Below are 13,174 nucleotides of genomic sequence, written 5' to 3' on the forward strand. Positions count from 1 at the left end.
ATCCCCAAACATCGCCGGGACGGCTGCCTCAGGCAACCGGCAAGCAAGGAGAAACACGCCATGCCCTACCAACACATACTGGTCGCCATCGACCTGACCGAAGAGTGCCATCCGGTCGTGGCTCGCGCCCAGGCGCTGGCCAGCACCTCGAATGCCAAGCTGAGCCTGGTGCACATCATCGAGCCGATGGCCATGGCCTTCGGCGGCGACGTGCCGATGGACCTTTCGATGCTGCAACAACAGCAGTTCGACCAGGCACGCGAGCGCATGAACGGCTTCGCCGACAGCTACCCGGGCCTGGCACCGGAGAATCGCCACCTCGCCTACGGACAGCCCCGCCAGGAAGTACACCGCCTGGCGAAGGAACAGGGCTGTGATCTGATCGTGGTCGGCAGCCATGGTCGCCACGGACTCGCCCTGCTGCTGGGGTCGACCGCCAACGACATCCTCCACGGCGCGCCGTGCGATGTACTGGCCGTGCGTTTGAAAAAGGCCGATTAGCCAGGTCGCCGCGCAGGGTGAGGCCACTCTGCGCAAGCTGGCGAGGTCAGACCGCTTCGACGCCCTCGCCCGCACTCATCACCAACGGGCGGATCTTCTGCAGTTGCGTCTCAAGCGAATAGGTCAGGCTCGACGCCATGGAAAAGAAGGTCAGGAAGGCCTTGAGATTGGAGTCGGCGTGACAGGTATCGTGAATACGCTGCCAGAACGCCTGATTGACCAGTTGCAGCTGCTGAAATGAACGCACCAGCCCGCGCAGTTCCCAGTCCGCATGGCGACCCTCGCGCAGGTTGAAATACTGCCGCGCCAGATAGAGCGATACCGCCCGCAAAACGAACTCGTTGTTGCTGGCAAATGGCAAATGCTGCTTGGCCATGGGCTTGAGTCCGCCGAGCACCGGGCAGGCACTGGTAGCCATGATCACCCCGAGCAGTGCCCGCAGCCCCTCGTCCAGACCAACCTGCTTGGTGTACTCACGCTCGGGGGTGCGCACCCATACCAAGGCCTTCTTCACTGCCGGCAGGCCCTGGAAATCCTCGATCACCCGGTGCAGGTCGACCGCCGCCGGGCAATGGCTGAAATCGTCCTTGCTCAGTGGGCAATTCGAGCAGCGCTGATGCTCCAGACGGGTCCATTTCGGCGCCTGCGCGGCGACCTCCCTGTCGTACTCACGATCCAGCTCGATCCTGTAGCTGAAGTCGTGTTCATCATCCAGGGTAATGCGGTATTCGATTGCCATTAACGCTCCATCATGACTGCATGATCCGATGCGGATACTTAACTACGCGCCAGCACGCCGGGCATTGATCCATCTCATAAGCCGTGATGGGGAGCCGCATCGTCGGGCAGCGATTGGTGTGGCGCGGGCCCCAGCAACCCGCCACCTCTGCTCGCCAGTGTGGCGGGATTACTCCTCCAGCTCTGCCCAGCGCTCCAGCAAGCCGTCCAGCTCCAGCTGCAGCGCTTCAAGGCGACTCAGCACCGCAGCGGTCACGTCTGCCGGCTGCTGATAGAAGGCCGGATCGGATATCTGCGTCTGGAGCGCCTCGATAGCCTGCTCCGCCTCATCGATCTTGCCCGGCAAGGCCTCGAGCTCGCGCTGCAACTTGTAGCTGAGCTTCTTCTTCGCCGGCGCGACCTCGGCAGCTGCCGGCGCGACCGGAGCCTGCTGCACTTTCTTGGCGTCCTTCGTCTCGCCGCTGGACTCTGCAACACCCAACAAACGCGGCGAACCACCCTGGCGCAACCAGTCCTGGTAGCCGCCAACGTATTCGCGTACCTCACCGCCGCCCTGGAACACCAAGGTGCTGGTGACCACGTTGTCGAGAAAGGCCCGGTCGTGGCTCACCATCAATACGGTGCCCTGGAAACCAAGCAACACCTCTTCGAGCAACTCGAGAGTTTCCACGTCGAGGTCGTTGGTCGGTTCGTCGAGCACCAGCAGGTTGGCCGGCTTACTGAACAGCTTGGCCAGCAAGAGCCGTGCCCGCTCGCCTCCAGACAGCGCCTTGACCGGCGTCCGTGCGCGCTGCGGGCTGAACAGGAAGTCGCCGAGATAGCTCAGGACATGACGATTCTGGCCATCGATGGTGATGAACTCACGTCCTTCGGCGAGGTTGTCGACCACGGTCTTTTCCAGCTCCAGCTGGTGACGCAATTGGTCGAAATACGCCACTTCGAGCTTGGTGCCGAACTCTATGGAACCGCTGCTCGGATGAAGCTCGCCCAGCAGCAGCTTGAGCAACGTGGTCTTGCCGGTACCGTTGGCACCGAGCAAGCCGATGCGATCTCCGCGCTGGATGACCATGGAGAAGTTCTTGATCAGCGGATCGCCGCCGACATGGGCGAACGTCGCATCCTCGGCAACGATGACCTGCTTGCCGGACTTCTCAGCGGTTTCCACCTGGAAGGTTGCTTTGCCCTGCACGTTACGGCGCTCGCTGCGCTCGGCGCGCAGCGCCTTCAATGCCCGCACGCGGCCTTCATTGCGGGTACGCCGCGCCTTGATGCCCTGGCGAATCCACACCTCTTCCTGTGCCAGCTTCTTGTCGAACAGCGCATTGGCCGTTTCCTCAGCCGCCAACTGCTGCTCCTTGTGCACCAGGAAGCTTGCGTAGTCGCCATTCCAGTCGATCAGGTGGCCGCGGTCCAGTTCGAGGATGCGGGTCGCCAGATTCTGCAGGAATGCCCGGTCGTGGGTGATGAACAGCACGGCACCGTTGAAACCGGTAAGCGCCTCTTCCAGCCAGGCGATGGCACCGATATCCAGGTGGTTGGTGGGCTCGTCGAGCAACAGCAGATCCGGCTCGGACACCAGTGCCTGGGCCAGCAGCACGCGGCGGCGCCAGCCACCTGAGAGTTCGGCCAGGGTGCGGTCAGCCGGCAGCTGCAGGCGGCTCAGGGTGCTGTCGACCAGTTGCTGCAAGCGCCAGCCATCCTTCGCCTCGAGCGCTTGCTGCACATGCATGAGCTTCTCGAGATCGGCGTCGTTCTGGATGTTCTGGCTGAGGTGATGGTACTCGGCGAGCAGCTCGCCGACCCCGGCCAGGCCTTCAGCGACCACATCGAATACCGTGCGGTCGTCCGCTCGCGGGAGCTCCTGCGGCAGTTCGCCGATCTTCAGCCCCGGGGCACGCCAGATCTCCCCGTCATCGGCGGCACGATCACCTTTGACCAGGCGCAGCATGCTGGATTTTCCGGTGCCATTACGGCCAATGATGCAGACCCGCTCGCCTCGCGCGATTTGCCAGGACACGCCGTCCAGCAACGGCGTGGTGCCGTAGGCGAGAGATACATCGGTGAACTTGAGCAGGGTCATGACTACCTCCGGAAAACAGGGCGCGCAGTCTAACAGATCGCCATGGCCCACCCGCTGTGAGCAAGGCTTTATCAGCCACACGGCGCTATCGCATCGGTTTGCTGTCGATGGCCACGCGAGCCTTGGCAGGTACGCTCGTCGGAAGTCTGCCTTTGTTTGTTACGGGAGCTTAATGCGCGTTTAACTGCCCCGTGCGGCAGGCTAAGCTAGCCCCTGCGACAGGCCGATTGCGGCTGTGCCCAGGCGCAGCCGATCACCTGTCATCTCAAGCCCCCGTTTTACGGATGTACCATGCGCGGCCGACTCTCCAGTTTGTGTTTCTGCCTGTTCGTTTCAACCCTCGGCCAGGATGCGTCCGCCGCCAGTCTCAGTCAGCAGCGCCAGTATTACGACCAGGCCAAGCAGGCCCTGGCCAAGGGCGACAGCGGCCCCTACCGGCATTATTACAACGCCCTGCGCGACTACCCGCTCGAACCTTATCTCGCGTACGACGACCTGACCCATCGCCTGAAATCGGCCAGCAACCAGGAGGTGGAGAAGTTTCTTGCCGAGCACGGTGACCTGCCACAGATCAGCTGGATGAAGCTGCGTTGGCTGCGCCTTCTGGCCGCGCGCGGGGACTGGGAGACCTTCATCCGCTACTACGACCCGAAGATGAATTTCACCGAGCTCGACTGCCTGTTCGGCCAGTATCAGCTACGCAACGACCTGCCAGGTGCCGATGCCACGGCCGAGCGCCTTTGGCTGGTCGGCAAGTCGCAGCACAACGCTTGTGATCCCTTGTTCGAACTGTGGGATATCAAAGGGTTGCTGACCGAAGAACGCCGCTGGAAGCGCACCAAGCTGGCAGTCGAGAGCGGTAACTACGGCGTGGCCAGCTATCTGGTCAAACGCCTGCCGACCCTGCAACCTCAGGGGCAGTTGATGATCGATGTCGCGCAGAAGCCGCAAATGCTTCGCCAGTCGGATCGCTTCGTGCCAACCAGCCCGGAAATGGCAGACGTCGTGTCGCTCGGATTGCGCCGCCTCGCCCGTCAGGACCCGGAGCAGGCGCTGAATCTGCTCGACGGCTACGCTCGGCGCTTCGCCTTCTCGGCCGAAGAGAAAGTCGCCATCGCCCGGCAGATCGGGCTGACGCTGGCCAAGCGTTTCGACGCACGCGCCCTGAAAGTGATGGCCGAATACGACCCCGAACTGCGTGACAACACCGTCAGCGAATGGCGCGCCCGGCTGCTGCTGCGCCTGGGCCAGTGGGATGACGCGTACCGGCTTACCCAACGTTTCCCCGAAGACCTGGCCAATACCAATCGCTGGCGCTACTGGCAGGCACGCAGCCTGCAACTCGCCAAGCCCGAAAGCCAGCAAGCGGCACAGCTTTACCAGCCGGTTGCCAGGGAGCGGGACTTCTACGGCTTTCTTTCTGCCGACCGCATTCAGGCACCGTACAAGCTCAACCACCAGCCACTGGCGCTCGATAGCAAGGTCGTGCAAAAGGTGCGCAACACCGCTGGCATCCGCCGTGCGCTGGAATTCCACGACCGCGGTCAGATCGTCGATGGCCGCCGCGAGTGGTACCACGTCAGCCGTCTCTTTAGCAGGGACGAACTGGTGGCGCAGGCGCGGCTTGCCTATGAAAAGGAATGGTATTTCCCGGCGATCCGCACCATCAGCCAGGCGCAGTATTGGGACGACCTGGACATCCGCTTTCCCATGGCCCACCGCAGCACGCTTATTCAGTCAGCAAGGGCCCGAGAAATTCACCCGAGCTGGGCATTCGCCATCACCCGCCAAGAAAGCGCGTTCATGGCCGACGCACGCTCACACGTCGGCGCCACGGGCCTGATGCAACTGATGCCCGCCACCGCCAAGGAAACCGCCAAGCGCTTCAGCATCCCGCTGACCTCGCCGCAGCAGGTGCTCAACCCCACGACCAACATTCAGCTTGGCACGGCTTATCTCAGCCAGATCTACGGGCAGTTCAACGGCAACCGCGTGCTCGCATCGGCCGCGTACAACGCGGGCCCCGGCCGCGTCCGCCAGTGGCTGCGCAACGCCGAGCACCTGTCGTTCGATGTGTGGGTGGAAAATATCCCGTTCGACGAAACCCGCCAGTACGTGCAGAACGTGCTGACCTACTCGGTCATCTACGGGCAGAAACTGAACTCGCCGCAACCGCTGGTGGAATGGCACGAGCGCTTCTTCGAATCTCAGTGATGCGGCGGCTTTCAGGCAACCGAACAGGCCTGCTCACTTGGGCAGGCCTGGCTGAAATTACTCCAGCACTTCCACCGGCATCCCCACCTCCAGCTCACCGGTGCCTTCGGCGATCAGGTTTTGACCGAAGAAGACACCGCCCTTCCCTTTGCGATATGTGAGCAGCGTATTCAGCGGTTCACGATCGGGATCGCGCTCGGCGGTGAACGGGTCGAGGGTGGGAATGACGCAGCGGGAACAGGGCTTGACGATGCGAAACGCCAGCTGACCGATGCGAATACGCGTCCAGCCGTCCTCGGCATAAGGCTCCGTACCGCTGATGACCAGGTTCGGGCGAAACCGCAACATTTCCAGCGGGCGCCCCACCCGACGGATCAGGTCGTCCAGAGAGCCCTGGCCGATCAGCAGAAAGGGAAATCCATCGCTGAATGCCGTGCGCTCGCCCAGCCTTGCGTAGTCAAGATCGACTTGAATGCCGTCGTCTTCGGGCAGATACACCAGTCGGCAGGGCTGACCGAGAAAATCCGTCAGCCAGGCCGCTGCGGCATCGCCAGCATCAGGCACCACGGCATTGGAACTCCATATCTGCACGCAGCGCATTACCTTGGCATCCGGCACGGCAACCAGCAGCTCCTGCATGCCCGGCGCAGTCAGCCGCAGCGCGGTTTCGCCATCCCAGTGCGCCTGTAAAAGCGCCATTGTGGGTACAGCACGCTGGGTAAGAAAGCGACCTGTGCCGGCCGCAACCACCATCCAGCGCCGATCACCGACCAGACCCAGCGCGTCACTCGCGCATTGCTGCAGCGCTTCGCCAGCGGCCGATTTGAGGGGGAAGCGATAGAGCGAGGAGAGATGCATGCGGCGCCTCCTTAGGGGAAGCGCAGCAGCATATCAGGGCTCGACTGCGATGTTCAGCAGCCGACAGAGCGAGGGACTGATCAGTCCTGCTCTTCCATTTTCAGACGGTCCTGGATCACGTCCACGAGCTTTTCCGGCTGGAACTTGGAAAGGAAGTTGTCGCAACCGACTTTCTGCACCATCGCCAGGTTGAAACTGCCCGACAGCGAAGTGTGCAGCACCACGTACAGATCACGCAGGCGCGGGTCGTGACGAATTTCCGTGGTCAGGCGATAGCCATCCATCTCCGGCATTTCGGCGTCGGTGAAGACCATCAGCAACTTGTCGGTCAGCACCTCGCCGGCATCGGCCCAGGCCTTGAGCATGTTCAGGCCCTTCAGTCCGTCGCTGGCGGTGTGAACCTTCAGCCCGAGCTGGCTGAGGGTTTCGCGCAGCTGCGAGAGGGCGACGGTGGAATCGTCCACGCAAAGCACTTCGCGGCCTCTGGCGCGCTCGAGCATCGGATCAGCCAGGCGTTCGGCAGAAATGCTGGTGTCGTACGGCACGATCTCGGCGAGCACCTTCTCCACATCGATCACTTCCACGAGCTCGTTATCGACCTTAGTGATGGATGTGAGGTAATGCTGACGACCGGCCGTGGTTGGCGGTGGCATCACTTCTTCCCAGTTCAGGTTGACGATGCGATCCACGCCGCCGACCAGAAACGCCTGTACGGTGCGGTTGTACTCGGTGACGATGATGGTGCTGCGCTCATCCGGCACCAACGGTCGCAGCCCGATGGCGCGAGACAGGTCGACCACCGGCAGCGTCTGCCCTCGCAGGTTGACCACGCCGCAAACCGAGCTGTGGCGGTGCGGCATCAGGGTCATCTTCGGCAACTGGACGACTTCCTGCACCTTGAAGACGTTGATGGCAAACTTCTGCCGCCCGCCGAGCCGGAACATGAGAATCTCCAGGCGATTCTGCCCCACAAGACGGGTACGTTGATCGACTGAATCGAGAATGCCGGCCATTTCCAGGCTCCTTGGGAAAACATGGTAAAAGGCATATCGGCCGGATGCTCCAACGCTTTATGCGACGCAGCGTGTTTTTTATGCCGCGCGTCGCAACCGTCGGAATGGCAAACAGGGGTTATTGCTTGTCGGCATTGCGCAACAGCAAGGGAGAGTCGGGCGGCAGGTGCATGCGCAATGCGCCGGCGCGCACTTCGAAGCGCAGATGGGCGCTGCGGAACGGCTCGCCGTCCAGATTGATGTCGATCTTCGTCGGCGCCTCCACCTCGAGCCAGGGCACCCGCGCGCTGACCGACACAGCCTCGACTCCGAGCAATCCGCCGCTGAGCAATGTTCCCAGCGTACCGACGGCATCGGCCGGCGCAGGCACGATGCAGACATCGAGCAAGCCGTCATCGACGCTCGCCTGCGGGCATAGCAGCTGACCACCGCCCGCCTGGCGGCCATTGCCGATCCCTAGCGCCAGAAACTCGCCCTCCCATTCGAAATCCGGACCGCTGAAGCGGCCACGGGCCGCATCGATCTCGGCAAAGCGCGTCAGCCCGGTCAGCAGGTAAGCACCACCACCCAGGAAACGCTTGAGTTCTTCCGAGGTGCTGGCAGTTACCCGCGAACCGAAGCCACCGGTAGCCATGTTGACGAATGGCCGACCGTTCATCATGCCGATGTCGACGGCCTGCGCAGGCTCGTCCAGCAGCGCCAGCGATTCGAATGGATCGAGCGATATACCGGCAGCCTTGGCAAAATCATTTGCGCTGCCCAGCGGCATCAGTGCCAGGGTCGCGTCTGCCCCGATCTCCAGCATGGTTTCGGAAACTTCACGCAGGGTGCCATCGCCACCACCGGCAACCAGCATTCGGTAGCCCGCACTCAAGGCCTCCTGCACCAGCCGTTGGGCGTCGCCGGGTTCCCAGGTCACACGAACCGCCAACTCCCAACCCAATTCACGCTGCTGTTTGACAGCCTCGCGTACCTCCTCATTGAGCGCCTGTTTTCCATGCAGTATCAGCAGCGCCTTGGCATCGCTCATGGCTGTTCATTCCTCGCTATTCGCACCGTTTCATAAGACAGGACCCAGCGCTGGAAGTTGTGCGAAACAAGCGCAGCGGTATTAATCCAAAAGTTCGATCAATGGCGCCGTCGGTCACCGAATGCGCGCACCCAGGTCTTCCAAGACATCCGCAAGTTCCGTCTAAACCTCTTTCAAAACAGTGGTTTGCAGGCAGATCGTGGTTTTCAGCATTTTTTTGGCAGGCCTTTGACTAGTACTGAACTCATTCTGAGAGGCACGGTCGGAGCAGGAGTCCCGATCACGGTTGCGATGGCGGCCTGCTATCACCCTCCCGCGTGCCGCGGCGATTAATTCGAGATTTGAGCCAGCTTTGAGCTGAGGATGGAGCCTTGTATGCGCGTACAGTCAGTTGGAACCCTTGAATATGCTCACCCGAGTTTCGTCGATTACTTCCTTGCCAGCATTCGCCTGATACATGCCCTGACGGCCATCCTGCCGGGGCTCCTGCTTCTGGCCTTCATGGAGCTGCCCACCAGCGGCCCGTTTAGCGCCTTCCTCGGCTTCTTCGCGGTACTGAGCGTCATCATTTTCCAGACCGTTGGCATCTACAGCGAAGAGGTGTTCAGCACCCTGCTGCGCTTCCGCGTGATGTTCGTCGCCTGGGCGGCAGCGTTCAGTTTCCTGGTCTTTATGCATCAAGGCATGGGGATGTTCGGTTATCTCGAGGCCAAACACCTGGCGTTCTGGTTCCTCACCAGCACCATCCTGTTTGGCGCCGAACGCCTGGCGATGCTTGCGCTGTTCCGTCGTCTGATGGCACGCGGCATGTTCCTGCAGAACGCAGTGATCCTCGGCGGCACCGACAATGGCGTACGCGTTGCCGAGTACCTGCAGAACCACCGCGATATTCGCACCGGCGTGCTCGGCTTTATCGACGATCGCCTCGAGCGTCTGCCCAAGGAGCTGGCCAACCTGCCGCTGCTGGGCAACACCCGTGATCTCGAACAAATGATCCGTGAAGAGAAGGTCACCCAGGTGCTGGTCGCCCTGCCCTGGTTCGCCGACAGCCGGATCGGCCAGTTGATCGCCGAGCTGCGCAAGCTGCCGGTCAATGTTCTGCTGGTACCCGACATGGTCGCCTTCCGCCATGCTGACAAGCGCATCACCGAGGTCGGCGGCCTGCCGACCCTGATCGCGTCGGATCTGCCGCTGCGCGGATGGTCGCCGATGTTCAAGCGTCTGGAAGATATCGTCATTTCCAGCATCGCCCTGCTCGCCGCCGCGCCGGTCATGCTGGCGATCGCCCTGGCGATCAAGCTCGACTCACCAGGCCCCGTGCTCTTCAAGCAGAAGCGCTACGGCTACAACAACCGCCTGATCGAAGTTTTCAAGTTCCGCTCGATGTACCACGAGAAGTCGGACGCCAACGCCGATCGGCAAACCACCCGTGGCGATGATCGCATCACCCGTGTGGGTCGCTTCATCCGCAAGACCAGCCTCGACGAGCTGCCTCAGCTGCTGAACGTCTTCCTCGGCAGCATGTCAATGGTCGGTCCACGCCCTCATGCCACGGCTACCAAGGCTGCCGGCGTGCTGTTCGAGGATGCCGTGGCCGAGTACTCCGCGCGCCATCGGGTCAAGCCAGGCATCACTGGCTGGGCACAGATCAATGGCTACCGCGGTGAAACCGACACGCTGGAGAAGATCGAGAAACGCGTCGAGTTCGACCTGGATTACATCGAGCGTTGGTCCGTGTGGTTCGACCTCTACATTCTGGTGCGTACCCCGCCAGCGCTGCTGCTCAACAAGGATGTGTACTGATCGGCAAACGCGCTGAACACCGCCGAAAAAGATCAGAAAAGCCGCATCACAAGATGCGGCAGGAAGGAACTAATGACACTCCCAAAAATCTCACATTCGTTCACCCCGGGCCGCACCCCGGCGGCTGCGAAGTTGCAGCCACGAGGTTGATCCCATGTTCAAGAACATCTTGATCGTCTGTGTCGGAAACATCTGCCGAAGCCCCACGGCCGAAGCGCTGTTCGCACACAGACTCAGCGGCCAGGACCTGACGATCAGCTCGGCAGGGATTGGTGCATTAGTAGGTAACCCGATGGACAAGACCGCCCATGAAGTACTGCAGGACAACGGGCTGGAGCTACCAGCTCACTGCGCGCGCCAGGTCGACAGCCACATGCTGCACCAGGCGGATCTGATCCTAGCGATGGAGCATAGCCACATTCAGCACATTCGCCAGATCGCACCTGAAGTGCACGGCAAAACGTTTCTCATCGGTAAATGGCAGGACGAGCTGGAAATCCCGGACCCGTACCGCCAATCCAAACCCGCGTTTGTACATGTCCACAATCTCCTGACGAAATCCGTCGAGAGCTGGCTTCCTTACCTGAAATGAAGAAGGAACTTCGATGACAACCATGCCCCGCCCGATCTATGAAACCAAAGAGGACAAGGACATCGACTTGGCCCACCTCTTTGACACCTTCATCAACAACCGCTTGTTGATCCTGGGCATCACCGGGTTCTTCGCGGCCCTGGGGATCGCCTACGCCCTGCTTGCGACGCCGGTCTATCTCGCCAGCGCGATGATCCAGATCGAACCGAAGAACGGGCTGCCAAGCCTGACTGACGTGGTCAACACCAATCCGCCGGTGTCTCCGGCGCAAACCGAGATCGCGCTGCTCAAGTCGCGCTCGGTGGTTGGTGGTGCCGTTGCCAGCCTGAATCTCGACATCCAGATCACCCCCCACCACTTCCCGATCATCGGCGGCTTCATGGCGCGTCGCTTCGAGCCGAGCGAAGAAGGTGAATTGGGTTGGCACCCTGCCGGTCTGGGCGCTTACGCCTGGGGTGGCGAGACGCTGAAGGTCACTCAGCTGGAAGTGCCGGACAAGGTCCATGGCAAGGAGCTGACACTCGAAGCGGCAGAGAACAACAGCTTCATCCTGCGTGACGAGGATGGCGAGGTCGTGGTTCAGGGTGTCGTTGGCGAGCCGGTCGAAACAGAGGACTACCGCGTCACCGTGGCCGAGCTGAATGCACGGCCGGGCACCACCTTCACCGTCGTCAAGAACCGTACCTACAACACCACTGAGAGCTACCAGCAGCGTCTGTCGGCCGCCGAACGCGGCAAGCAGTCGGGCATCGTCAACGTGACGCTCGAGGATCAGGACCCGGCCCATGCCATTCGTGTGCTGGAGGAAGTGGCCAACCTCTATGTCGAGCAGAACGTTGCACGCAACGCCGCCGAAGCCACTCAGAGCCTGGAATTCCTCAACGAGCAAGTGCCAGCGGTACGCAAGAAGCTGGAAGCCGCACAGACCGCTCTTAACAAGTACCAGACCGGGTCCGGCTCGGTGGACATCACCGCCGAGACCCAGTCGGTGCTCGACCGCATCGTCGACCTGGAGAAGCAGATCTCCGAGCAGAACCTCAAGCGCACCGAGATGGAGCGCCGCTTCACCCGCCAGCACCCGAACTTCCAGGCACTGATGAACCAGATCAACCAGCTGCAGATGCAGAAGGAAGAGCTGGAGAAGCAGATCGGCACCCTGCCCTCCACCCAGCAGGAGCTGCTGCGCCTGAACCGTGATGTCGAGGTCTCCTCGGAAACCTATTCCATGCTGCTGAACAAGACTCAGGAGCTGGACATCATTCGCGCCGGCACCGTGGGCAACGTGCGCATCATCGACCATGCCGCAGCTGACCTGGAGAACCCGGTCAAGCCGAACAAGCCACTGGTGGTGATCGTCTTCACCCTGCTCGGCGCCCTGCTCGCCACGGCCTTCGTCTACGTACGTGAAGCCCTGAAGCGCGGCGTGGAGAATCCGGAAGACATCGAGCGTACCGGCACCCCGGTGTATGCCTCGATTCCGTTCACCGACAAGCAGGCCGCGCTGGAAAAACGCCTGGCCAACTTCAAGCGGGACAAGAGCACCGCCTCCTACCTGCTGACCATCAACGAGCCCGCCGACCTGGCCACCGAAGCGATGCGCAGCCTGCGTACCAGCCTGCACTTCGCCATGATCGAGGCCAAGAACAACGTGCTGATGATCACCGGCCCGAGCCCGGCGGTGGGCAAGTCGTTCGTCACCACCAACCTGGCTGCCGTGGTCGCGCAGTCCGGCAAGCGCGTGCTGCTGATCGACGCCGACATGCGCAAGGGCTACCTGCACAAGGTCATGCGTTGCGATGGCGACAAGGGTCTGTCGGACATCCTCTCCGGCCGCATCACCCTGTTCGATGCCATCCAGAAGACCCAGCTCAACAACCTGCATGTGATCACCCATGGCCAGCTGCCGCCGAACCCGTCGGAACTGCTGATGCACGAGAACTTCTCGCGCTTCGTCAAGGAGATCAGCCACATGTACGACCTGGTGATCTTCGATACCCCGCCGATCCTGGCGGTCACCGACGCCGCGCTGGTCGGCAGCCAGGCCGGTACCACACTGATGGTCACCCGCTATGCACTGAACGGTGTGAAGGAAATCGAGGCAGCCAAGCGTCGTCTCGAGCAGAACGGCCTGCTGGTCAAGGGCGTGATATTCAACGCCGTGGTACGCAAGGCCTCCACCTATGGCGAGTACGGCTACTACCAGTACGAATACGCCAGCACCAAATAACAGGTGAGCCGCATGGCGACGGTTATCCCGTCGCCATGCCGAACCCACCGGTTCGCATTCTTCCTCTGCCTTTGCAACTGACCAAGCGCGTCAGTAGACGTTTTTTTGCCTGAAGATA

General features: G+C 61.5%; 10 protein-coding genes. 5 read left to right on the forward strand and 5 right to left on the reverse strand.

Annotation, left to right across the window (positions count from 1 at the left end; translation table 11 throughout):
* The first annotated feature begins 60 nt into the window (after positions 1-60).
* Positions 61-501 carry a universal stress protein gene (locus RT582_RS08040; protein WP_014820780.1) on the forward strand — a complete coding sequence of 147 codons (441 nt, stop codon included), beginning with the start codon at positions 61-63 and terminating at the stop codon, positions 499-501.
* A 46-nt stretch (positions 502-547) separates the two neighbouring features.
* Here RT582_RS08040 and RT582_RS08045 read toward each other — a convergent pair whose 3' ends face one another.
* Together RT582_RS08045 and RT582_RS08050 are read right to left on the reverse strand one after the other, a co-directional pair.
* On the reverse strand, positions 548-1,240 hold the full coding sequence (locus RT582_RS08045; RefSeq protein ID WP_014820781.1) for a DUF6901 family protein: 693 nt from the start codon (positions 1,238-1,240) through the stop codon (positions 548-550).
* 168 nt (positions 1,241-1,408) lie between these two features.
* The gene (locus RT582_RS08050; RefSeq protein WP_313477090.1) at positions 1,409-3,319 is read right to left on the reverse strand and encodes an ATP-binding cassette domain-containing protein; all 1,911 of its coding nucleotides are present in this window, start codon (positions 3,317-3,319) and stop codon (positions 1,409-1,411) included.
* Positions 3,320-3,610: 291 nt separating this feature from the next.
* Between RT582_RS08050 and RT582_RS08055 the strand changes: the two genes are divergently transcribed.
* Positions 3,611-5,533 (forward strand): transglycosylase SLT domain-containing protein, encoded by a 1,923-nt coding sequence (locus RT582_RS08055; RefSeq protein WP_313477091.1) that lies wholly within the window; start codon positions 3,611-3,613, stop codon positions 5,531-5,533.
* 57 nt (positions 5,534-5,590) lie between these two features.
* Here RT582_RS08055 and RT582_RS08060 read toward each other — a convergent pair whose 3' ends face one another.
* The 3 genes from RT582_RS08060 to yegS form a co-directional block, all read right to left on the reverse strand.
* Positions 5,591-6,391, reverse strand: coding sequence for an MOSC domain-containing protein (locus RT582_RS08060; RefSeq protein ID WP_230697764.1), 801 nt, complete (start codon positions 6,389-6,391; stop codon positions 5,591-5,593).
* A gap of 80 nt (positions 6,392-6,471) precedes the next feature.
* The gene (locus tag RT582_RS08065) at positions 6,472-7,404 is read right to left on the reverse strand and encodes a chemotaxis protein CheV (RefSeq protein ID WP_014820785.1); all 933 of its coding nucleotides are present in this window, start codon (positions 7,402-7,404) and stop codon (positions 6,472-6,474) included.
* 118 nt (positions 7,405-7,522) lie between these two features.
* Complete coding sequence (yegS, locus tag RT582_RS08070; protein WP_313477092.1) at positions 7,523-8,434, reverse strand: lipid kinase YegS; 912 nt, start codon at positions 8,432-8,434, stop codon at positions 7,523-7,525.
* 375 nt (positions 8,435-8,809) lie between these two features.
* Between yegS and RT582_RS08075 the strand changes: the two genes are divergently transcribed.
* The 3 genes from RT582_RS08075 to RT582_RS08085 all read left to right on the forward strand — a co-directional run bounded on the left by RT582_RS08075 (position 8,810) and on the right by RT582_RS08085 (position 13,056).
* Complete coding sequence (locus tag RT582_RS08075) at positions 8,810-10,237, forward strand: undecaprenyl-phosphate glucose phosphotransferase (RefSeq protein WP_014820787.1); 1,428 nt, start codon at positions 8,810-8,812, stop codon at positions 10,235-10,237.
* 154 nt (positions 10,238-10,391) lie between these two features.
* The gene (locus tag RT582_RS08080) at positions 10,392-10,829 is read left to right on the forward strand and encodes a low molecular weight protein-tyrosine-phosphatase (RefSeq protein ID WP_313477093.1); all 438 of its coding nucleotides are present in this window, start codon (positions 10,392-10,394) and stop codon (positions 10,827-10,829) included.
* A gap of 13 nt (positions 10,830-10,842) precedes the next feature.
* Entirely contained in the window at positions 10,843-13,056 is a 2,214-nt protein-coding gene (locus RT582_RS08085; RefSeq protein WP_313477094.1) for a polysaccharide biosynthesis tyrosine autokinase, read from the forward strand.
* Positions 13,057-13,174: the final 118 nt, after the last annotated feature.

It is taken from the genome of Stutzerimonas kunmingensis (assembly GCF_032106285.1).
In the GTDB taxonomy this organism is placed as follows: domain Bacteria; phylum Pseudomonadota; class Gammaproteobacteria; order Pseudomonadales; family Pseudomonadaceae; genus Stutzerimonas; species Stutzerimonas kunmingensis_B.